Source organism: Lutibacter sp. HS1-25 (genome assembly GCF_004121075.1).
GTDB lineage: Bacteria > Bacteroidota > Bacteroidia > Flavobacteriales > Flavobacteriaceae > Lutibacter.
In genome coordinates, this window is the sequence record NZ_RHLN01000138.1 from 1 (window position 1) to 25,238 (window position 25,238).

Annotated in this window: 13 protein-coding genes; 7 read left to right on the forward strand and 6 right to left on the reverse strand. The window is 31.7% G+C overall.

The window, feature by feature from the left end; all coding sequences use genetic code 11:
• The 3 genes from EC396_RS13820 to EC396_RS13830 all read right to left on the reverse strand — a co-directional run.
• Positions 1 to 339 (reverse strand): transposase (locus tag EC396_RS13820; RefSeq protein WP_164975308.1); only part of this gene is annotated, 339 nt, incomplete at its 3' end.
• A 179-nt stretch (positions 340 to 518) separates the two neighbouring features.
• Entirely contained in the window at positions 519 to 3,209 is a 2,691-nt protein-coding gene (locus EC396_RS13825) for a TonB-dependent receptor (protein ID WP_129367184.1), read from the reverse strand.
• A 175-nt stretch (positions 3,210 to 3,384) separates the two neighbouring features.
• A complete protein-coding gene (locus tag EC396_RS13830; RefSeq protein WP_129367185.1) occupies positions 3,385 to 5,352 on the reverse strand; it encodes a histidine kinase dimerization/phospho-acceptor domain-containing protein in 1,968 nt (655 codons plus the stop codon).
• A gap of 381 nt (positions 5,353 to 5,733) precedes the next feature.
• Here EC396_RS13830 and EC396_RS13835 point away from each other — a divergent pair, with 381 nt between their 5' ends.
• Positions 5,734 to 8,214, forward strand: a complete 2,481-nt coding sequence (locus tag EC396_RS13835; protein WP_129367186.1) for a bacteriohemerythrin — start codon at positions 5,734 to 5,736, stop codon at positions 8,212 to 8,214.
• A 50-nt stretch (positions 8,215 to 8,264) separates the two neighbouring features.
• Here EC396_RS13835 and hutI read toward each other — a convergent pair whose 3' ends face one another.
• The 3 genes from hutI to hutH all read right to left on the reverse strand — a co-directional run bounded on the left by hutI (position 8,265) and on the right by hutH (position 13,188).
• Positions 8,265 to 9,500 carry an imidazolonepropionase gene (hutI, locus tag EC396_RS13840; RefSeq protein WP_129367187.1) on the reverse strand — a complete coding sequence of 412 codons (1,236 nt, stop codon included), beginning with the start codon at positions 9,498 to 9,500 and terminating at the stop codon, positions 8,265 to 8,267.
• Positions 9,500 to 11,521, reverse strand: coding sequence for a urocanate hydratase (locus EC396_RS13845; protein ID WP_129367188.1), 2,022 nt, complete (start codon positions 11,519 to 11,521; stop codon positions 9,500 to 9,502). The genes hutI and EC396_RS13845 overlap by 1 nt, the downstream gene beginning before the upstream one ends.
• 119 nt (positions 11,522 to 11,640) lie before the next feature.
• Positions 11,641 to 13,188: a histidine ammonia-lyase gene (gene hutH / locus EC396_RS13850; protein ID WP_129367189.1), complete on the reverse strand. Its 1,548-nt coding sequence runs from the start codon at positions 13,186 to 13,188 to the stop codon at positions 11,641 to 11,643.
• An 82-nt stretch (positions 13,189 to 13,270) separates the two neighbouring features.
• Here hutH and EC396_RS13855 point away from each other — a divergent pair, with 82 nt between their 5' ends.
• The 6 genes from EC396_RS13855 to EC396_RS13880 all read left to right on the forward strand — a co-directional run.
• Positions 13,271 to 14,152: a LysR family transcriptional regulator gene (locus tag EC396_RS13855; protein WP_129367190.1), complete on the forward strand. Its 882-nt coding sequence runs from the start codon at positions 13,271 to 13,273 to the stop codon at positions 14,150 to 14,152.
• A 148-nt stretch (positions 14,153 to 14,300) separates the two neighbouring features.
• Positions 14,301 to 17,105, forward strand: a complete 2,805-nt coding sequence (locus EC396_RS13860; protein WP_240665716.1) for a triple tyrosine motif-containing protein — start codon at positions 14,301 to 14,303, stop codon at positions 17,103 to 17,105.
• 279 nt (positions 17,106 to 17,384) lie between these two features.
• Positions 17,385 to 20,423: a TonB-dependent receptor gene (locus EC396_RS13865; RefSeq protein WP_129367191.1), complete on the forward strand. Its 3,039-nt coding sequence runs from the start codon at positions 17,385 to 17,387 to the stop codon at positions 20,421 to 20,423.
• 11 nt (positions 20,424 to 20,434) lie between these two features.
• Entirely contained in the window at positions 20,435 to 21,931 is a 1,497-nt protein-coding gene (locus tag EC396_RS13870) for a RagB/SusD family nutrient uptake outer membrane protein (RefSeq protein ID WP_129367192.1), read from the forward strand.
• 15 nt (positions 21,932 to 21,946) lie between these two features.
• The gene (locus EC396_RS13875) at positions 21,947 to 23,926 is read left to right on the forward strand and encodes a carbohydrate binding domain-containing protein (protein WP_164975309.1); all 1,980 of its coding nucleotides are present in this window, start codon (positions 21,947 to 21,949) and stop codon (positions 23,924 to 23,926) included.
• Positions 23,927 to 23,938: 12 nt separating this feature from the next.
• Positions 23,939 to 25,238: family 16 glycosylhydrolase (locus EC396_RS13880; protein ID WP_129367194.1), on the forward strand; the 1,300-nt coding region annotated here is incomplete at its 3' end.

The window sequence follows — 25,238 nt, forward strand, 5'->3', positions numbered from 1 at the left end:
CTTCAGTTTTTTACTGCGAAAACGTGCAATAGTATTATGGTCTGCAACTTGTTGCGCAGCAAGCCACATAAAGTTGATGTTCTCTCGCATCGCCTTTTCTATCTTACGGCTAGAATAGGTATTATCCATATAGGCATAGACCATTACCTTGAGCATCATTTTTGGATGGTAACTTGGTTTTCCTTCTTTACTATATTCTTCTACCAGCAAACTTAAGTCGAGTTGCTCAACTATTCCATTGACTATTCGAACAGGATGATCATCAGCAATAAGCTCTTCAATAGAAGGTGGAAAAAGCCAATTTTGCTGTTGATTATAGGATTGAAAATTTGTATTCATATCTTTGATTATCAATACCTAAAGATACAAAATGACCGATTTTTATACAAATCATTTAATAAAAAAAACCGCCTCAGGTTATGAGACGGCTTCTTTTTTTTATTTTCAATTTTAAAGAAGTTTTCACAGTAGTTGCATCCAAAAAACACAAATGATTGTTAGTGAAAAACGATTCAAATTTATAACCTGTAATGTTTATCACTTTCGTCTTTTGCTGGTTTTTTTGTAGTTGGTTTTAAACTATAATTAAAGCTTAACATTGCATAAGTACCTAAGTTTTTTCTAAACGTTTCTTCATAATAATCGGGAGTGCTTCTAATAAATACACCAACATCTTTATTTAAAATATCAAATACTTGAAGTTTTAAATTGCCGCGTTTTCCTTTCATAAAAACATATTCAACTGCGGCATTCCAAATTGGAACAGCCTGAGAATCAAAATTACTGTCTGAATACAAAGTGTAATTAAATTGTGAATTAAAATTGATGCTTTTTGAGATGTCGTAATCAAATTTGGTGTAATAATTTTGTTCCAAATTGTTATTTTCTGTGTCTTGTAATGAGTATGTTGTATTGGTGTATTTTATTTTTCCACCTACAGTAACATCAACAACGTTTTTATTGATATTACTAAAGCTAATTCCTCCACCTGCAGCTTTAGCTTTGGTTACATTGTATTCATCAGAAATAATAGTTGTTCTATCATTTATATCGCCATTAATTCTAACCGCATATCTCATATTTAGTTTGCTAATTTTTTTGCTAAAATTCATATTTCCACTTAAATCTGATCTTGATCCATAATTTTCATAGGTTGAATATCGTACCCTATTTTCACCAAAATAACGATTGGAAACTATTGCATTATTTGTTTTATTGTATTTTAAATAAATAAAAAAACTGTTTGCATTTTTTAAATTATGAGAAAAATAACGCGCATTTATATTGTGTGCTTCTGAAGGTGTAAGTGAAGGATTTCCAAATGAAATTCTTAAAGGATTAAAATCGTTTATAATAGGGGATAGTTGAGATACATTGGCTATGATAATATTTTTATTGTAAAAAAAACGTAATTTTTTTCCTTTTTTAATCTCGTAGCTAAGTGATGCTTTAGGCAAAATATTGGTATAATCTTTTGTTAGTACAGCAATGTTATCAATGTCTAAATTTTGTTTTTTAATATCATACGTACCTGATAGTGAAAGTTGGAATTTGTCTTTACTAAACAAATAGCCTATGGTGTTTTCATATTGATCTTTTTTATAATCTTGCAGGTGATCAAATCCTGCTTTTTCTTCATCATTTACAATTTTAATTTGTACCAAGTCTAATTCTCTAATTTCATTATTTATTTCTGATGTAAAATTGAGATAATGATTTTTTACAATTGGTTCTGTATAGCGAACAGACCAGCCGTAATTTATGGCGTTGTTTTTATTGTCTCGGGTAATTATTTCGTTGCTTTTTCTGTAATCTTCGGGCTTGGATAAATTGTATTCATTAACCGATTGCTGATAATCTTGGTTGTAACTATTGTTATAGGATATGTCAGAATTGGCACGAATATTTCTTCCGTTTTTACCCAGCTTTTTACGGTACGAAAATTTCAATTCGCCATTATTACCATTATCTTTGCTGTTTACAATTCTATCGCTACTGGTATCTTCACTGCCATCGTTATTTAAATACAGGGTTTTATTAGCTGCATCAGTAATGCGATTGTTACTTTTAAACTTTCCTCTTAACAATAAATAGGCGTCCTTTTTTGAGCGATCACGTAAGCTAAAATTGACATTGTGATTGTTAGAAATTTCTTTGCTGGCATTTGTTAATTTTGAGTCAAAAGTACCTTTGTTTGTAAACTCGGTTCTGTTTGATCTAGAGGCCTGTTTATTGTCGGTATATCCGTAATAATAATCAATATTAAAATTGTAATCGGGTTTAAATTCGTAATTAAAATTTGCGCCAGCGGTTCCTGTTGTTAAAAAACCGTTATCGGTTGCGCTTTTTGCGCCATCACTATCAAAAATTGAAGCACCTGTGTTGTTGATATTGTTTAATTTCCCAAAAACAGCAAATTGTGTTTTTTTTGTAAAACTATTTAAATCTAAGTTTATCGCATACCTGTTATTTGTACCATAACCAGCACCCGCTTTGCCAAAGTATCCAAATTTTTTACCAGGTTTTAAAACAAGATTAATTATTTTTGATTGTTCGCCGTCTTTAACACCTGAAACTCTAGAATCTTCACTATTTTCATCAATAATTTCGATGCTTTCTATAGCATCTGCCGATAAATTTTGAAGTGCAATTGTTGGATCGTTTGAGAAAAATTCTTTTCCATCTACCAGTATTTTTGTAATTTCTTCACCTTGAGCAATAACAGTTCCGTTGGCTTCAATTTCAATTCCGGGCATTTTTTTAATCAACTCACCCACATTGTCATCTTGCCTAACTTTAAACGCTTTGGTATTAAACGAAATGGTATCCTGTTTAATTTTAATGGGTATTACGGCACTTATTACAATTTCATCAAGGTTGTTTACTTCTCTGTTTAATTGAATGGTGTCGAGTTTTAAATGCTTATTTTCAATGGTAATAACTTTTTGTTGCGCCTCATAAGTCATTAAATATACTTGAAACAAATATTTACCCGATTTAATATCTGAAATTTCAAATTCGCCATGAATGTCTGTTGAAGTATATTTAACCAATAACGAATCTTTGGGTTGTAACAATGCTACCGAAACAAATTCAAGTGGTTTTTTTTCTTCATCAATAACATAGCCAGAAATGTTTTGCGCTTTTATGGTTTGAATACTTAAAATTAGAAGTATAAAAGTGAATTTAATTATTTTTAGGGTTCTCAATTTTTTGAAATTAGAAAGGGGTATTTGTTATGTTTTGTAATACCCTCAAAGATAATTTATTTCAAATTACAAACTGATTAAATAGCGTTAACGAGTGTTAACTAAAAATAATGGGTAAAAGCGCAATAGCAATGGTTTGTAGCAGTTGTTTATTTTTTTAAATATTGCTTTATTGTTATTGTTTGGTAAAATGTTTTTGAATCAATTCAAGTAGTTTTTCTCTAATAATTGGTTTTGAAATATAATCGTTACAACCTGCTTCAATTGATTTTTCTCTATCTCCTGTAAGTCCAAAAGCTGTTTGTGCAATAATTACAGTATCTTTATTAAACGTTCTAATTTTACGTGTTGCATCGTGTCCATTTAAAATAGGCATTTGAATGTCCATTAAAATTAAATCTATATCAGTATTTTTTTGGCAAATTTCAACAGCATCCATTCCTGTTTTTGCTTTCAAAACTTCACTAGCAACTTCTTTAACAATTTCAGTAATAAAATATTCAGAGATTTCATCATCTTCTGCAATCAATATTTTTAAGCCAGTTTGTTTAGGTAAAATAAATTTTGTTGAAGCAGTATTGTTTTTTTGCTCTTCTATGTTTTTATTTTTGGTAAGATATTCATTGTTAGGAATTTTAACATAGAATGTTGCGCCTTTTCCTTCTTCGCTTTCAACCCATATTTTTCCGTCAATCATTTTTGTAAATGCCCATGAAATTGACAAACCTAAACCGGCGCCTTGTTTGGCCATTTTATTTTCAATATCAGCTTGTATAAAACGCTCAAATATTAATTTTTGTTTGTTTTTTGCTATTCCAATACCAGTATCTTTTACAAAAAATACATGATAAGTATCCTTTGTTTCCCAGCCAAATTCTATAGAGCCTTTGTCTGTGTATTTAATGGCGTTTTTGATAAGATTTGTTAAAATTGATAATAATTTACTTCTGTCTGTTTTAATAATTGCAACTTTTGGATCAAGCTTTTTTTGATATGTAAATTCCAATCCTTTGGCTGTTGCTTCAGGTTTAAAAAAAGTGAACAGGTATTCGCTTAAATTATTAATGTTAAATTCTTCTAAATTAACATCCATCAGCCCCGATTCAATTTTTGAGATATCAATAATATCATTTATAATATTGAGCATGCGTTCACCGCTTTTTTCAATAACCCCAATGTACTGTAGCTGTTTATCTCCAGTAAGTTCTGGGTTTTTTAATAATTCTGAAAAACCTATAATGCCGTTCATAGGTGTTCGTATTTCATGGCTCATATTTGCTAAAAAAGCAGATTTTAACAGATCGCTTTGTTCTGCTTTTTCTTTGGCAATTTTTAAATCATTTTCAACTTTTTTTAACTGTGTAATATCATGACTTACACCTATTAAAAACTTCTTTCCTTCGTCGTTAATAAATCTTTTTTTTCTGGTAGAAATGGTTAATGTTTCATTGTTTTTAACGGTAAGTTGCTCATTGTTAATATTTTCTTCGCCTGTTAAAATTACTTGTTTGTCTATTTTTAAAAAGCTATCTCTTTCTTCTGGAGCAACTTCTTCAGCAAGGGTTTTACCAAGTATTTGGTCTCTTGATAGTTGAAATAATTCGCAAAAAGCATTATTTACTAACAATAACTTACTTTCTTCATCTTTTACAAAAACAGGATCTGCAATATTATTAACAATATTGTAAAGATATTTTTCGCTTTGTTCTGCTTTTTCTTTGGCAGCAGCAAGTTCTTTGTTTAAGTTTAGTAATTCAGCCAATTGCCCTTCAATTTGATCGTTAATTCTTTCTTTTTCTTTTAATTCAGAAGGCAACCATTTTTTAATAATAATTACTAAAATTAAAAATGCAGCAATAAGATTTATAAATTTTGGGTAAAAAACAATATGTGGCTGTGCTAAGTAATTGAAAATATTTATTGGAATTAATCCTGAAAGCGATGTGTACCAAGTACCAAAATAAATACTTTCTATAAGTGTTCTAAAAGCATCAATTGCTAATATTACTAATAAAAGATTTAGTAGTTTATAATTGTCGTTTTGTTTTGTTATTTTTTTTAGATAAAAGAAAAAAATATAAGCCCAAACAATTATTAATAGCCAATAGATTATGGGTGTTGCATACTTAAATAGGGGCTCCATAAGTTGGGTTTAATATTTTAACTAAATAAAGTTGTTTTAAAGAGATTCTAAGTTACAAATTTTAGTTTAAAATCTATTGTTTTTTTTTAAGTAGCCTATTGGTTATTTTTTTGAACGTTTTTTAATAACAAAAAAATATGTTTATAAACGCTAAGAACTAGAATTTTACTATCTTATACGACAATCTAAATCTGCTTTTTTAAGTAGTTAATTTATAACCTCAGCCAGGGTATTAAGTTTTTATATTAACTAATAGGGCTTTTAATTCAAAAATACTTTTACGCCTAACTAAAAAAGTAATGTTTTTTTGTTTATAAAAAGTTAAAATTGATTATTTTTAGAATAATAAAATGAGTCAAGGATTTTAATAAACAAATAGTTATGAGCGAAATTGATGTTAATAAATTCGATATTTTTCCTTGGAATAAAAATTTTGAAACAGGTATTGACCATGTTGATGAGCAACATAAAAAACTTGTTGAAATATTAAATAGATTGGCTGTTAATTTAGCGCATCGCTCTTCAACAATAATTCTAGATTCAGTTTTTAATGAGTTGGTCGAATATACAGATTACCATTTTAAAGCAGAAGAAAATTATTGGAATGAACACCTTGCTAATGATCCTTGGAGTATTCAACACAATAAAACACATAATTCATTTATTGAAAAAGTACTTCAACTAAAAAATCAAAAAACAGATAAAAATTCAGACCAAATTGTTCAAGAAATAGTAGCCTTTTTAACCCATTGGTTGGCTTATCATATTTTAGATTCCGACAAACGCATGTCGTATGTTGCCAAACAAATAATACAAGGTTCTACTATTGAAGAAGCAAAAAATTATGCAGACAATGCAATGTCTGGAATGATGAAAACACTTATTGATACAGTGTTAAATATGTACGACAGCCTCTCGGTGCGAACACTTGACTTAATGCGCGAAAAAGCCCTGAGAAAACAAGCTGAACAGGCTTTGCTGGCAAGTGAAGAACGTTGGAATTTTATTGTTAAAGGAAGCGAAGATTCAATTTGGGAGTGGAATATTAATGATGAAAAGGTAGGAGGAAGTATAAATAACAGTTCGTTTTTTAAATTTTTAATTCAAAATGATGATAACAATAACATGTTAGAAAATAATAATATTGTTAAAATTCATTCAGAAGATATCAAACGTGTTAACGAAAGTCTTCAAAATCACTTGGATGGTGCTACAGCGTTTTTTGCAAGTAAGTACAGAGTGCTGCTTAAAAACAATTCGTGGTCTTGGATTAATTCAAAAGGAAAAGTAGTAGAACGAAATAGCAACGGCGAAGCAATAAGAATTGTTGGAACCCATACTGATGTTACTGAACGTGAACTTGGGTCTTTAATATTTAAGCAAAGTTATCAGTCAGTTATAATTACAGATACACATTATGATATTAAAAATGTAAACCCTGTTTTTTTAGAAACTACAGGTTTTAACGACTCAGAAATTTATGGTCAAAACTTTTTTTTCTGGTTTTCTGAAAAAAATAAAAATGAGAATATTGTCAACATAAAAAAAGAAATTAAAGAGCATGGAATATGGACCGGTGAGATTTTAGGTCAAAAGAAAAATGGACAGGTATTTACGGCTTTAACCAATATTTTGCCAATAAACAAAGTGAATGAATCTTTTAATTATTTTGTAATTATGTTTACAGACATTTCTGAAAGAAAGGAAATGGAAAAGAAACTGTTAAAAGCAAAAGAAAGTGCCGAAGAAAGTGATAGGTTGAAATCTGCTTTTCTTGCCAATATGAGTCACGAAATTCGTACACCAATGAATGGTATTTTAGGGTTTGCCGGACTCTTAAAAACAATAGATTTGAAATCAGAAAAACAACAAGAATATATTGAAATTATTGAAAAAAGTGGTGACCGTATGCTCAATGTTATCAATCAAATAATGGATATTTCTAAAATTGAATCTGGTCAAATGCAAGTATTAATTGAGAATGTTGATGTAAATGAATGTTTAGAAGATAGTTGTGCTTTTTTTATGCCTGAAGCCGCTAAAAAAAATATTGAATTGAGACTCGCTAACGTTTTAAACTTTAATGAAACAAAAATAAAAACAGATTTAACCAAACTAAACAGCATTCTTTTTAATTTAATTAAAAATGCAATTAAGTACACAAATCAAGGGTCGGTAGAATTTGGATGTAGTTTAAATAATTCAAAAAATGAAATCGAATTCTATATAAAAGATACAGGAATTGGCATACCAAAAAATAGGCAAACTGCAATTTTTGAAAGATTTATTCAGGCTGATATTGAAGATAGAATGGCAAAACAAGGAGCTGGACTTGGCTTAACCATTTCTAAAGCTTATGTTAATATGCTTAAAGGTAAATTATGGCTAGAAAGTGAAGAAAATAAAGGTTCTACTTTTTACTTTACATTGCCATATAAAAACGATTTAATTTCACAAAATGGATCTTTAGAATCTGTTGTTTGCACACAAAAACAGCCTAATAATCTTAAAATACTAATTGTTGAAGATGATGAGTTTTCAGGTGAATTGCTTACTCTTATTTTGAGTGAGTTTGCTGAAAAAATTATCAATGCAAAAAATGGCAATGAAGCTATTGAAGCATGTAAACACAATCCAGATATTGATTTGATTTTAATGGATATACAAATGCCAGACATCAATGGTTATGAAGCTACCAAGCAAATAAGAAAATTTAACAACAAGGTTATTATTGTGGCTCAAACCGCATTTGCGCTTGCTGGCGACAAAGAAAAATCAATAGCAGCAGGTTGTAATGATTATATTTCAAAACCAATAAAAAAGGATCAGCTAATGCTTTTAATTCAAAAATACTTTTTGTAATTCAAACATAGCTTAGCCAACAATTAATTATACTCAAATGCTTGATTGCATCAAATCTCAATTCCTTTTAAAAATACCTTTTCAATTTGGCTATTTCCAAATGAATAAGGTATAAATCCATAAGAAGGAATTGTTTTTGTAAGTAGTAAATTGGCTATTTTTCCTTTTGAAATTGAACCAACTTCATGTTCTAATCCCATAGCGTAGGCGCCATTAATTGTTGCAGCATTGATGGCTTCTTCGGGTGTTATTTTCATTTTTATACAGGCTGTTGCTACAACAAAATTCATATTTCCTGAAGGCGTTGAACCCGGATTGTAATCACTTGCCAAAGCCAAAGGCAATCCGGCAGCTATCATTTTTCGTGCTGGAGTATAAGGAATACTTAAAAAATAAGAGCAACTTGGCAATGCAACAGGCATTGTTAAAGTTGCTTTTAAAATTTCAATATCCTCATTTGTCATTACCTCTAAATGATCTACAGAAAGTGCCTGGTATTTTACGCCAGCTTGCACACCACCAATAGAATTGAATTGGTTGACATGAATTTTAGGAATCAAACCATATTGTTTGCCAGCAGCCAAAATATATTCGGTATCTTCAACTGTAAAATAACCTTTTTCACAAAAAATATCAATAAAATCGGCCAATTTTTCTGTTGAAATAATGGGTAATACTTCATTTACAAGCAACTCCAAATAGCCTTGTTTGTTGTTTTTAAAGTTCGAAGGAATTGCGTGTGCACCTAAAAAAGTGGCTTTTATTTCAATAGGAAAGTTTTCTTTTAATCGTTTTATTACACGAAGCATTTTTAACTCAGCTTCTAAAGTTAAACCGTAACCCGATTTAATTTCAACAGCTCCTGTACCTAATTGCATAATTTCTTTTAAACGCACTTTACTTTGTTGGTACAAATCTTCTTCTGAAGTTTCTTGTAGTTTTTTTGCTGTATTTAAAATACCACCGCCACGATTTGCAATTTCTTCATAAGACAATCCGTTGATACGGTCTACAAATTCGCCTTCTCTGTTGCCAGCGTATACAATATGCGTATGCGAATCGCACCAGGCAGGTAAAATCATTTTTCCTGAAGCATCAATAATTTTAGCATTTGAAATAGGCGGACAATTAGCCATACTTCCAAAGTCTGAAATCAAACCATTTTCAACCAAAAGATAGGCGTTTTTAATGGTTGGCAAGGTTTTCATATCATTTCCTGCAACAAATAAAACAGGTTCTGTGCGTACCTGAATCAATTCTTTGATATTTTTAAAGAGTGTTTTCATTAAAAAAGATTTTCTAAAAGTGAGTCTTCCACAGTATTTGCTAAGGTAACTTTTAAATTTGGAGAACGATCCATTTCGCGTTTAATGGCAAAAATAGCTTCATCATTTCTTGCCCAACTTCTTCGGGCAATACCATTGTTAACATCAAAAAACAACATATTTTTTAAATTTTTTGAAGCTTGTTTTGAACCATCTAATAACATTCCAAAACCACCGTTTATAACTTCGCCCCAGCCAACACCGCCGCCATTGTGTATTGAAACCCACGTAGCGCCTCTAAAACTATCTCCAATTACATTGTGAATTGCCATATCTGCGGTAAATTTACTACCATCTTTTATATTGCTTGTTTCTCGGTAAGGCGAGTCGGTTCCGCTAACATCATGATGGTCTCTTCCTAAAACTACGGGAGCAGAAATTTCTCCTTTTGCAATGGCTTTGTTAAAAGCCAAAGCTATTTTTGCCCTTCCTTCAGCATCAGCATACAAGATACGTGCTTGCGAGCCAACCACCAAACGGTTTGCTTTTGCATCTTTAATCCATTTGATATTGTCGCTAATTTGCAATTGAATTTCAGGTGGCGCAGTTTTTTGAATTTTAGTTAAAACCTTCAATGCAATGGCATCTGTTTTGTCTAAATCTTCAGGGTTGTTGGATGCGCAAACCCATCTAAACGGGCCAAAACCATAATCAAAACACATAGGTCCTAAAATATCCTGCACATAAGATGGATATTTAAAATCGATGCCATTTGTAGCAAACACATCAGCATTTGCACGCGAAGCTTCCAGTAAAAAAGCATTGCCATAATCAAAAAAGTAGGTTCCTCTTTCAGCGTGTTTTTGAATCAATTCGGCTTGTTTTCTTAATGATGCCTGTACTTTTTCCTTGAATAATGAAGGATTTTCACGCATCAATTCATTGGATGCTTCAAAAGTGAGCCCTACAGGATAATAACCGCCAGACCAAGGATTGTGTAATGAAGTTTGATCTGAACCAATATGTACAAAAATTGCTTCGTTATAAAAACGTTCCCAAACGGCTACAACATTGCCAATAAATGCTATTGAAAGTGTGTTTTTTTCAATTTGAGCATTTTTTACGGTTTGCACCAATTCATCCAAATTATCAATCAATATATCTGCCCAGCCTTGCTCGTATCTTTTTTTAGCAGCTTTGCTGTTTACTTCGGCACAAACCGTAATGCAACCAGTGATATTTCCTGCTTTTGGTTGTGCGCCGCTCATACCGCCTAAACCTGAAGTTAAAAAGATTTTTCCTGTAGGATTTTCATCTTTTTTTAAAATTTTTCTGAAGGCATTCATCAAAGTAATAGTAGTACCGTGTACAATTCCTTGCGGACCAATATACATATAAGAACCAGCAGTCATTTGTCCGTATTGACTAACGCCTAAAGCATTCATTTTTTCGTAATCATCGGGTTTTGAATAATTAGGAATAACCATTCCGTTGGTAACAATTACCCTTGGTGCATTTTTTGAAGAAGGAAACAAACCCATTGGATGCCCAGAGTACATATGCAAAGTCTGATTTTTGGTCATTGTTGCCAAATACTGCATAGTTAATAAATACTGTGCCCAATTTTGAAATACAGCGCCATTACCACCATAGGTAATTAATTCTTCAGGATGTTGAGCCACAGCAGGATCTAGGTTGTTTTGAATCATCAACATCAATGCTGCAGCTGCTTTTGTTTTGGCAGGATATTCGTTAATGTTACGTGCATGTATTTTATAGTTTGGTTTAAAACGATGCATATAAATACGTCCGTATTTTTTCAATTCTTCAGCAAATTCAGCCGATAAAACTGCGTGCCATTTTTTTGGAAAATAACGCAAGGCATTTTTAATGGCTAATTTTTTTTCGTCTAAAGTTAAAATATCTTTTCGGCGAGGAGCCTGATTTGTGTTTTTTGGATAGCTTTTTTTTGAAGGTAATTCAGTAGGAATTCCTTGTAAAATAGCTTCTTTAAACGATTGATCTGTGTTGGATGTACTCATTTTAAATTATTTTTGGTTTAATACCTGCCTCTTGTATAGTTTTTCCTCTTTTTTCTTTGTTCTCTCTTCTTTTTTACTTTTTCGGAATTTAACTCCAAGTGTGTTTGTATCTAAGTTGTTTAATACACTTCAAACAACGTATCATAATCGCTGTATGATTTTGAGAATTCCTGTGTTATTTCAAGTAAATTTCTATTTCTAATAATTTCTGAAGCCTTTTCAATATCTAAAGAAAATAAACGATCTTCTGTAGCATGTGCAATATGTAAACGAATAAATGCGTGTACTTTATCAATAGTTTCACTAGATTTTAACGGACTTCTAAAGTCAAAGGCCTGAGCTGCACACAGCATTTCAATAGCCAAAATATTTTCTAAATTTCCAATAACTCTAAGTGCTTTTCTACCGCCAATAGAACCCATACTTACGTGATCTTCTTGTCCTAATGAAGTTGGAATACTATCTGCACTTGCAGGAAAACACAAGCCTTTATTTTCGCTTACCAAGGCTGCCGATGTGTATTGTAAAATCATAAACCCCGAATTTAAACCGGTTTCTTTTAAAAGCAAACGTGGTGTGCCTTGGTATTTTCCTTCTAAAGATAAATAGGTTCTTCTGTCGGAAATACTACCAAGTTCAGCAGCTGCCAAACAAGCATAATCTAAAGGCATTGCCAATGGCTGACCGTGAAAACTTCCACCGCTAATTATTAAATCTTCTGAAATAATAATTGGATTATCAGTCACAGCATTCAATTCAACTTCAACACATTCTTTTAAATGTAACCACGCATTTCTTGAACTTCCGTGCACTTGAGGCATACAGCGCAACGAATAAGGATCTTGCACTTTATCGCAAAATTCGTGAGAATTTCCAATTTCTGAATTGTTTAAAAAATGACGAATTCGAGCTGCAACATGAATATTACCCTTAAACGGTCGGGTTTTGTGTAAGGCTTCATGAAATGGCATTTGAGACCCCATCAAGCCTTCAACCATCATAGCGCCAATTAAATCGGCATGCGACAAGCAGTTGTATAATTTATCAACCACCATTACAGCGTGTGCTAAAATAAATTGCGTACCGTTAATCAATGCCAAACCAGCTTTTGGATGCAGTTCTAAAGGTTGCATATTAAATTTATTCAGCACTTTTTGGGTAGCAACAATTTTATTGTTGTAAAACACTTTTCCTTCACCAATTAAAGGTAAAAATAAATGCGATAATGGCGCCAAATCTCCCGATGCACCAACCGAACCTTGTTCAGGAACTACAGGTATAACATCGTTTTCAATATGCCATAAAATACGATTGATAATTTCAATTGAAATACCCGAAAATCCTTTAGCTAAAGAATGAACTTTAAGAATTAACATCAATTTTGAAAGCTCAAAATCTATTGGGTTTCCAACGCCAACACTATGACTTAATAAAATATTTCGTTGTAATTTACTGGTGTTTTCTTTTGATATTTTAGTATCGCACAATGGACCAAAACCTGTATTTATGCCATAAACCGCTTTTTCTTTTTGAGCAACATCTAAAACAGTTTTATGAGATTTTTCAACATGGGTTGTAGCTTGTTTACATAGCCCAGCTATTAACTGTTTTCTAAGTATTTGAAGCGCTTTATTAACGGTTAAACAATCTATTCCGTACTTAAACATATTTGTAAAAATTAGAGATTATTACAAAATTACAACTATATTTGATGCTTATAAATACCATTTTTGTTAAGTATTGATAACTATGAGTAATCAAACTGAAATTAGACATTTGAAATATTTTTTGGCAGTTGCAGAGGAATTGCACTTTAGAAAAGCTGCTGAAAAATTATTTATTTCCCAGCCAGGTTTAAGTCGTCAGATAAAACAATTGGAAGATGATTTGGGCGTTACTTTATTTGAGCGTTCAAATAAAAAAGTAGCATTAACAAAAGCAGGTTTTTATTTAAAAAAGGAAATTACACTTACCTTAAAAAATTTAGAAAGCGTATTTGAACATACAAAATTAATTGATCAAGGAGTAGAAGGTGAAATAAATTTAGGATATGTTGGGTCTGCAATGCAATTTGTAATTCCTGATTTACTAATAAAAGCAAAAGAAAAATATAAAAATATTCAGTTTAGTTTGAAGGAAATGGAAAATCCTGAACAAATTGAAGCATTGCTTTCGCAAGAAATAGATTTGGCTTTTGTGAGGATGGATAAAGTACCACGAGAATTAAAAATTCAACCTATTTTTGAAGATACATTTTCGTTGGTTTTACCAAAAGATCATCCCATTGATGTGCATAATTTTGAAAGTTTAACTCAGTTTAAAAACGAAGCTTTTATCTTTTTTGAACAATCATACAGTCCAGATTATTTTGAAAAAGTGATGGATATTTTTAAAGAAAGTGGTTTTTCGCCCATTGTTTCACATAACTCTGTGCATGCAAGTACCATTTACAAACTGGTTGAAAATAAATTGGGTATTTCTATTGTTCCAACGGTTTTAAAAAATGGATTTAATATGGATATTAAATTTATAGAATTGGATAAAATTGCACAACGCACTATTTTATCGGTTGCCTGGAATACCAAAAATAGAAATCCGATGCTAAAAAACATGCTTGAGTTTATACTATAATTTATAGTGTAATTTCTTAAAGCTATCATTGAATTCTGTATATTTGAATATTGTGTTTTAAAATACAACAGCTCAATATCTCATTTTAATTACCAAATATTAAAATGATGAATATAAAATGTAATTAATTACTAAAGTATTTACCGCCTTGAAATTTATTAAATTAATAACCGCAATTTTTTTGTTTTTGGCTGCTTTTAATATCAGAGCCCAAGAATTACCACCTGTTCAAAATTATTTATCAAAAGATTATGGTGCCGAAAATCAAAACTGGGCAATTGCTCAGTCTAATGATAAAAGTATTTACGTAGCAAATAATATTGGTTTGCTAGAGTTTAACGGTGCTAAATGGCAACTATATCCTTCGGCAAATAATTCTACTTTAAGATCTGTAAGTGCAATTGATGGTAAAATTTATACCGGTGGTTATATGGAATTTGGCTACTGGGAAAAAAATGATTTTGGTAATTTAATTTACACATCTTTAAGTGATGGTATTAAAGAAGATTTAATTGAAGAAGATATTTGGAAAATTTTAAATTTTGATTCTTTTATTTTATTTCAATCTTTAAAACGATTGTACATATATGATGTAAATAATAAGTCGTTTAAAATTATTGGGTCTGAACTTTCTTTGCCAAAACTTTTCAAAATTAAAGAAAGTATCTATTTTCAAAAATTAGACGAAGGTCTTTTTAGAATTGAAAATGGTGAGCCAATTTTAATTTCTGACGATCCCATTGTTCAGGAAAATATTTTAGTTAATATATTAGATATTGACAATAAATTGTTATTTCAAACCCAAGAATTTGGCACTTATCAGTTTATAGATAATAAGCTTGTTAAGTGGGAAATACCTGCAAATCAAGTTATTGCAAATTTAAGTATTTATAGCAGTATTCAATTGCGTGATGGCACCATAGTTATTGGAACTATTTCTGACGGTATTTTTCATTTAGATCAAAACGGAAATATTATCAACTCCATAAATCAAGAACAGGGATTAAATAATAACACGGTACTCTCAATGTTTGAAGATGTTGATGGTAACCTTTGGTTGGGTTTAGATAACGGAATTAGCGTAGTTAATTTTAATTCGGCAATAAGTGTTTATAATGATCTAAAGGGTAAATTGGGTTCTGTTTACGCTTCGGCAATATTTAACAACAAGCTGTATTTGGGAACCAATCAAGGTCTTTTTTATAAAAATATAGATTCGCATGATGGTTTTCAATTTATCAATAATACTTACGGACAGGTTTGGTGTTTAAAAGTAATTGACAATACGCTGTTTTGCGGTCATAATTCAGGAACCTATGTTGTAAATGGAAATAATGTTGAATTGATTTCAGATATAGCGGGTACTTGGGATATTAAACCTATTAAAAATAAAGGCTTATTGATGCAGGGTCATTATAACGGATTGAGTATTCTTGAAAAAAAGGATGGAAAGTGGCAATTGAGAAATAAGTTAAAAGGATTTGATATTTCTAGTCGATTTTTTGAGTTGGTAAATGATGACAAAGTTTTTGTAAATCACGAAACTTATGGCGTTATAAATCTTTCTATAGATAAAAATTACACTAAAACGTTAGGCAGTTCAATAGAAAAAGGAGCTCCTAAAGGTTTAAAATCTGGATTGGTTGATTATGACGGTCAACTACTTTATACTTCAAGTCATGGTGTTTTTAAGTTCAATGCAAAGTACAATGTGTTTAATGAAGACGAGTTTTTAACTAAAATATTTACAGAAAACGACAACTATGTTTCAGGGAAATTAATTGTTGATAGTGATACAAATACCCTTTGGGGATTTTCAAAAAACAATATTATTTACCTTTCGCCTGGTAAATTAGACAATGTTTTGCGTGCACATAAAATTGCAATGCCAACAACCTTGCGAAATTTTATGCCAGGTTTTGAAAGTCTTACACATTTATACGATAAAGTTTATTTATTTGGTACTTCAAGAGGTTATATTAAAATAGATTTAAATAAACTAATTGATGATGATTTTGAAATTTCAATAAATTCTATTGAAAAAAGTATTTTAGATACCAAAAGAAGTTTTGTTGCTATAAATCAGAAAAGTGTTTTTAAATCTAATGAGAATAACCTATACTTTCAATTTTGTGTGCCCGAATTTGATAAATATGTTGAAGTAAATTATCAATATCAATTAGAAGGTATGTACAATCAATGGAGTGATTGGTCTACAACTCCTGAAGCTTCATTTAAAAATCTACCCTTTGGTGATTATACTTTTAGTGTAAAAGCAAAAATTGGCAATAAATTATCTGAAAATATAGCTTCTTATACATTTAGGATCCAACGTCCTTGGTACATATCTAACATTATGATAGCCTTGTATTTTGTGTTGTTACTTGTTATTATACTAGTTGTTCATTTTGTTTATAAAAGAAATTTTAACAAACAAAAGCGCTTGTTGTTACTTAAAAAACAACGTGAACTAGCATTTAGTCAATTGGAAAGCGAAAAAGTAATTATGAAGTTAAAAAACGACAAGTTACAGCATGAAATTGATAGTAAAACCCGTGAATTAGCCAGTTCTACCATGAGTATTATTAAAAAGAATGAAATATTAAATACCATAAAAAGCGAATTGGTTGATGTTAAAAATGATACCAATATTAAGCCGGTTCTTAAAATTATAAATAAAAACCTGTCTAATACAGACGATTGGGAGATGTTTCAGGAAGCTTTTAATCAGGCCGATAGCGATTTTCTAAAAAAGGTTAAAACAGCGCATCCAGCTTTAACACCAAACGATTTGAGATTGTGTGCTTATCTAAGATTGAATTTAGCTTCAAAAGAAATAGCCCCATTATTAAATATTTCGGTAAGAAGTATTGAGATTAAAAGATACCGTTTGCGTAAAAAAATGGATCTACCTCATGAAAAAAGTCTTGTTGAGTATATTTTAGAATTGTAAAATACTCAACAAAACTAAAAATCACCACAACATTACCACAACATTACGCTAACTATAACGGAATAGTACTTGTTTTTTTAAAAAATATTTTGAGAACATTTAAGTGCTTAAAAACACTGTATTCCCTCAATATTCCGCAGTAATTGTACGGTATTACCCCATTATTGTACTCAATTGATTTTGTTTTTTTCGTGTCTGTATATTTTTTGTATAGGTGGGTTTTAAAAAAACTTAAACTATAAGAGATAAATTTACATTAAATCAAAACTTAATTAATTTATGAAATCATTTTTACTATCAATCTTTCTATGTTTTGCAAGTATGAGCATCTACGCGCAGGCAAAAGAAATTGGAGGGACTGTTTCCGATAAAAACGGCAACCCTTTACCAGGAGTTACAATTGTTGTGAAAAATACAAGCAATGGAGCTTCGACTGACTTCGATGGAAATTATACAATTTCCAATGTTAAAAAAGGAGATGTTTTAGTATTCTCTTATATAGGATTTGCAACCAGTGAGGTTGCTGTTAACGATTCTAAAACTTTAAATGTTCAACTTTCAGAAGATACTCAAAGCTTAGATGAAGTTGTTGTTGTGGGTTATGGTACTCAGAAAAAACGTGAAGTAACAGGTGCTGTATCTGTAGTAGGTGCTGAAACATTAGAAGCTTTAAAACCTGTAAAAATGGAACAAGCCTTACAAGGTACCGTTTCAGGTGTTAACGTTACAACTACTTCTGGTGCTCCTGGAGCCGACATTAATATTCGTATTAGAGGTATCGCTACAAATGGCGACAATAAACCACTTACTATTATTGATGGTTACATTGGAGATTTAAGTTTGTTAAATCCAAATGATGTTGAAACAATTACGGTATTAAAAGATGCTCAGGCTGCAATCTATGGTTCAACTGGAGCGAATGGTGTTATTCTTATTACTACTAAAATGGGTAGAAAGAATGCTAAAACCAAAATTTCATTTAATACTTATTATGGATTTCAAGAAACTTCAAAAAAGATTAATTTATTAAATGCAACAGAGTATGCTGCATTGCTAAATGAAACTTATGCTAGTGGTGGTGATCCTATACCTTACCCAAATTTAGCTGGAATAGGAAATGGAACAGATTGGCAAGGCGAAGTTTTTGAAACTGCTCCAATTGTAAACTATGATATGTCTATTTCTGGTGGTTCAGAAACTATGACTTATGCTATAAGTGGTTCTCACCTTGATCAAGAAGGTATTGTTGGTGGAGGTAAATCTGGGTATTTAAGAAATACTGCAAGAATATCTTTAGGAGCTGATATTTCAAAAAACTGGAAATTAAAAACCAACGTAATTTATACACATTTTGACAGAGAAACATTGCCTGAAGGAGGAAATGCTTCTGTACTTTTAAATGCAGTTAATGCGCCACCTGTACTTTCGCCTTACAATACAAATGGTGATTTTACTGTTTTTCCGTTGGGAAGATTGGGAAATGAAATGATCAACCCGTTAGCTCAAATAGCAAACACACACAATGCTTATAATTTCAAAAAGTTAAACGGAAATTTTGGATTGGATTGGACAATAATTGAAGGACTTGTTGTATCTGGTTCTATTGGATTTAACACAGCTAATAGTAAAGGTAAAAACTTTAGTAAAATTATTGATTACGGAGGTAAAGTTTTTGATGTTACCAGAAGTCAAGTAAATCAAAACGCTGTTAACGACAATGACTATTCAGTAGACGTTTATGCAACCTATTCAAAACTAATAAATGACAAGCATAACATTGTTGCAACTTTAGGTAATACTACTTTTAAAGAATGGGGTAATGGTTTATATGCTTCAGGTTATGATATTCCTAATAACTCATGGAAAAATGCTGATATCTCTTTAGCAACTGGCGCACCTGCTCCAGGTATCATTCCTGTTGGTTCTTATACTTATGATGAAAGAAAATTGTCATATTTTGCAAGAGTTCAATACGATTATAAAGGAAAATATCTTTTATCAGGTATGATTAGAAGAGATGCTTCTACAAAATTTGGTCCTGGTAATGAAGTAGGTTATTTCCCTTCTTTCACAGGGGGTTGGATAATTTCTGATGAAGGTTTCTTTGGTGATTCTAAAGTAGTAGATTTCTTAAAAATAAGAGCAAGTTACGGTACTTTAGGTAATGATAGAATTCCTAATAATGGTTATATTTCACAATTATCTGGAGAAGCAGAGTATGTTTTTGACGGAAATATTGTTGTTGGTACTGCTACAGGTCAAATTCCTAATCCAAACTTAAAATGGGAAGAGGCAAGAAAATTTGACGTTGGTGCCGATTTAAAATTACTTGGTGAAAAAATAAATATTGTTGCAGATTATTTTATTGATACAAGAGCAGATTTATTAATTCCACAAATACCAGTTTCAGGAATTATTGGAGCTACTGCTCCTGGAGCTTCTTCTCCAACTATCAATGCTGGAACAGTTAGAAATTCGGGTATAGAGTTTTCAATAGATTATAAAAATAGTTTTTCTGATGATTTTTCTATGAGTGTTGGTTATAATGTAACCTTCCTTAAAAACGAAGTTACAGAAATTAATGGAACTGAATTTATTGAAGGTGGTGTATTTAGTATTGGACAACCAGCTCCTTCAAGAATGGAAGTTGGTCAACCAATAGGTTATTTCTATGGTTATAAAACCGATGGAATTTTCCAAAATCAAGATGAGGTAGATGCGCATCCTTCACAAATAGCCTTAGGAGCTCAATCTGCACCTGGTGATTTTAGATATGTTGATACAAATAACGACAATGTTATTGATGCAAATGACCGAGTTAATATTGGAGACCCAATTCCAGATGCAACAATGGGATTAAATATACAATTTAACTACAAAGCATTAGATTTTACAATGTACACTTTTGCTTCAATAGGAAACGATATGGTAAGAAATTACGAAAGTATTGCTATTGATGCCAATCAATTAAACTATGTTTTAGGTAGATGGACAGGTGAAGGAACAACCAATAGTACACCTAGAGTTACAACTGCTGCATCTGTTAACAATGTATTTTCAGATTATTATGTTGAAGATGCTTCTTTTGCAAGAATTCAAAACATTCAACTTGGATATTCATTCAAATATGAAACAATCAATTCTGTTGGAATTGACAAGTTAAGACTGTATGCAAGTATAAATAACCTATATACGTTTACAAAGTATAGAGGTTTTGATGCAGGTGCTTCAAGTGGTAATCCTATTGGAGGTGGAATTGATGATGGTTTTTATCCAATTCCAAGAACTTATATGCTTGGTTTAAACATTAACTTTTAATACGTATTAAAATGAAAAAATATTTATATAATATAATAATACTAACAGTATTTTTGACAATAACTACAGCTTGTACTGATGATTTTGTTGATCGTGATGTTAAATATTCGATTGATTCTGAAAACTATTTCAATAGTAAATCGGAATACGAAAGTGCTTTAATTGGTGCTTATGACCTTTTGCAAACAACTTTTCAAACAGTTTTGATGGGTGAAATTGCATCAGATAACACATTGTGTGGTGGTAATAGTCCAACAGACGTTCCTGGTTACCAACAAGTAGATGATATGATTCATACACCTGTAAATGACCAAATTAAAAGAGTATGGGATTGGATGTTTGCTGGTGTTCAAAGAGCCAATTATATTCTTGAATTTCAAGATAAAACTGAATTTGAAGGAAAAGAGCAAATTATTGCTGAAGCACGTTTTTTAAGAGCTTATTTCCATTTTGAATTGGTAAAATGGTTTGGTGAAATACCAATGAAAGGTGATAAAAGATTTGTTCCTGGAGATGAAACTTCAATTCCACGTTCACCAGTAGCAGATGTATACGCTTCAATTTATGAAGATTTAATTTATGCTGCAGCAAATTTAGATCCAGTAGCATCTCAAGCAGGTAGAGCTACAAGTGGTGCTGCAACTGCTTTATTAGGTAAAGCTTATTTATATGAAGCATCATATACCAACAATATTGAAAAATACAAATTGGCTGCTAAAAAATTACAAGATGTAATTAATAGTGGAAAATACCAATTGGTAATGGATTTTGAAGATATCTGGGAAATGGATGGTGAAAATGGAATTGAATCTATTTTTGAAATTCAATATACCGATGTTCAAGGTGCAAGTTATGGATATATGCAAGGTGTTGAAGGGAATATAGCTGTTGGTTTTGCTGGACCAAATTCATATGAAGGTCCTTTCTTTTCTGCAGGAAATAACTTCAACCTTCCAACTCAAGACATTGTTGATGCTTTTGAAGAAGACGATTTAAGAAAAGAGGTAACTATTTTAGATATGGATGCTTGGGTTGCTATACATCCTGAAGTAACTTATACAAAACAAAATGAGCATACCGGTTATTTTAACAGAAAATACATTCCTAGAGAAAGAAGCGAAAACGCTGCTCCAGATTTAAAACTTACAAATCCTAACAATTACAGAGCAATTAGATATGCTGATGTATTGTTAATGGCTGCTGAAGCTTATAGTAAAATTGGTGAGGATGGAAAAGCAGCTCAATATTTAAATGAAGTAAGAGATAGAGCTTTTGGAGATGAAGATCATAGAATCACTTTTACAGGTGACAATCTTTACAATGCAATTTTAGCAGAAAGAAGAGTAGAATTTGCAGGTGAAGGACTTCGTTTCTTTGATTTAGTTAGAACTGGAAGAGCTGCTCAAGCTATTGACGGGTTTACAGCTAATAAAAATGAGTTATTCCCTATTCCGTTAGAAGAAATTCAATTTTCAAATGGTAATTGGGATCAAAATCAAGGATATTAAAATTAAATGATAATTATGAAAACATACAAATATATATTAAGTGTAGTCTTGTTTATTACAGCTGTTATAAGTTGTACTCAAGATGAGTTTGGTAGTCTTGATTTTGTTGATACTGCTGTAGCTCCTAAAAATGTAACGGCATTATTTAGCGTTACTCAAGACAATACAGGTACCGTAACTATTGCTCCAAATAGTGAAGGAGCAGTTTCTTACGATGTGTACCCAGGAGATGCAACCACAGAATTTGTGAAAGTTGCTCAAGGAAAAAGTTTAAAACATGTGTATGCTGAAGGCAATTATAATGTTAAAATTGTAGCTACAGGAATTACAGGTTTAAAAACTGAATCAACTTTGCCATTGGTAGTTTCGTTTAAAGCACCTGAAAATTTGGTTGCTGAAATTTTAAATGATCCAACTGTATCAAAAAAAGTAAATGTAACTGTAACAGCAGATTATGCAACATCGTTTGAAGTGTATTTTGGTGAAGAAGGAAATGATGAACCAGTACCTGCTAATATAGGTGAAACTGCTTCATATGTATACCAAGAAGCTGGTACTTACTCTATTAGAGTTGTAGCTAAAAGTGCTGCTATTGAAACAACTGAATATACTGAAGAGTTTGAAGTTACTGAAATTTTACAACCGCTTGTAAAAGCTCCAACACCTCCAGCAAGAAATGCTGCTGATGTGATTTCAATGTTTAGTGATAAGTATACTCAAACTACTGTTGATATGTTTGTTACAGATTGGTCTGTAGTTGCATTACAGGAAGAAATTACAATTCAGGATAATAAAACGTTGGTTTATAGAGAATTAAGCTATGCGGGTATTATAACTGAAGTAGAGCCAATGAATGCTTCTGGAATGGAATTTTTCCACTTTGATGTTTGGAGTACCAATGTTGAAACGTTTAAAGTTAAGTTTGTTGATTTCAATGGAACTGGTTGGAATAATGGAAGTGATAATATCGAATTTGAAGTTGAAAGAGCTATAACTGAAGAAGGAAAATGGATGAGTTTTGATATTCCTTTATCTGATTTTGAAGGTGTACCTTTTTCTGATATTAATCAAATGGTAATTTCAGCTTTACCAGTTGGCACTGTATTTTTAGATAATATGTATTTCTATAAAATGAGTGATGAACAATTTGATGGCGGTTTTGTAATTAATGGCGATTTTGAGAGCGGTGCTGAACCTTGGACTATAGGTGTTGGTACAGATCCTGTTCCTTTGGCAACAACTGGTGGTAATACTTATTATTCTGTAAATGTTGCAAATGCTGGTAATCCTTGGGAAGTTAACATGAGTCAAAAATTAGAAATTATTAACGGTGCAACTTATACATTGTCTTTTGATGCTTGGTCAGATACAGATAGACCAATTCTACCAGGAATAGGTCTTAGTGCAGACCCATGGACAAATGTAACTCAAGAGGTTAACATTACAACAACTAAGCAAACGTATACAATTACTTTAACTGCAAATGCAGGTGCAAGTGATGCAAGAGTTTTCTTTGATTTAGGAGCTGCAGCAGGTGCTGTAAACATAGATAATGTTTCTTTGTTTTTAGAAAACTTAGTTACCAATGGCGATTTTGAGAACGGTGCTGAACCTTGGACTATAGGTGTTGGTACAGATCCTGTTCCTTTGGCAACAACTGGTGGTAATACTTATTATTCAGTAAATGTTGCAAATGCTGGTAATCCTTGGGAAGTTAATATGAGTCAAAAATTAGAAATTATTAACGGAACAACTTATACATTGTCTTTTGATGCTTGGTCAGATACAGATAGACCAATTCTACCAGGAATAGGCCTTAGTGCAGACCCATGGACAAATGTAACTCAAGAGGTTAGTATAACTACAACTAAACAAACGTATGAAATTACTTTAACTGCAAACGCAGGTGCAAGTGATGCAAGAGTTTTCTTTGATTTAGGAGCTGCAGCAGGTGCTGTAAATATTGATAATGTATCTCTATTTATTAAAAATTAAAAACTATAAAAAATGAAAAATATAAAATATATATTGGGCCTTTTTCTTGCACTTACATTTTTTGTGAGTTGTGAAGAAGAAAGCAAAGAGTTTGGAGATATAATTGCTCCTTCAAATATACAAGTGGAAGCTGAAATTGAAGGGCAAGATCTAAGTAACCCTGAGTTAATGTATGGTGATGGTTCTGGATTTGTATCCTTTGAATCTAACGCTACTAATGTGATAAGTTATAGCTATAATTTTGGCGACGGTTCTACGGTTGTTGCACCTTCGGGTAAAATTAAACATAGATATACAAAAGTAGGTGTTAATACTTTTACGGTTGTAATTAGTGCTATAGGTACGGCAGGTGTTACATCAACTACTTCTATGGATGTAATGGTGTATAGCTCTTTTTCTGATGTAGAAGCAGAAGATTTATTAAGTGGTGGTGTTGAAGGTGCAGGTAAAACTTGGTACTGGGCAGCTAATTTACCTTTACATGTAGGTATGGGTACCGCAAATGATGATTACGGAAATGGTGAATTTGCTTATGAATCTTGGTGGAATGCTATTCAGCCTTGGGATGAAGAAAAAGGTTGTATGTATACCAATGAATTTGTATTTACAAAAACTGCAGATGGTATTACTTTTGAACAAACTGTTGGACCTGCTTTCGTACCAGGTACTTACGCTGGTTTTATAGGTGTTGATGGAGATACTTGTCATGATGAAACTGTAGCACCTAATATGTTTGGTGTTAAAAATGTTGCTTTGTTCCCTTCTGGAACCAAGGCTGCACTTGAGGGTTCTTATAATAATGTACCTTATAGAAAAACAGCTTTTGAAATTTCTGATGGTGGTTTTATGGGATGGATGGTAGGTTCTAGTACTTATGATATTATTTCAATAGATGAAAATTACATGCGTGTTAGAATTGTAGAAGACCCTGCTACAGGTGTTGGTGCTGCTTGGTATCAATTGTTTACTTCTACAAAACCAGTACAAGGTGGATCTGAATTTACGGAGCTTGTTTGGTCTGATGAATTTGAAACTGCTGGTGCTCCTGATGCTGCAAAATGGACTTACGATCTTGGCGCAGGTGGCTGGGGTAATGGAGAAAAACAAACGTATACAAATAACCCTGAAAACGTTGTTGTAGCTAATGGTGTTCTTAAAATTACAGCAAAAAAAGATGGAGATTCTTACACTTCTGCAAGATTAAAAACACAAGGTCTTTACGATTTTACTTATGGAAGAGTTGATATCAGCGCTAAATTACCAGCATCACAAGGTACTTGGCCTGCACTTTGGATGTTAGGTACTAATATTG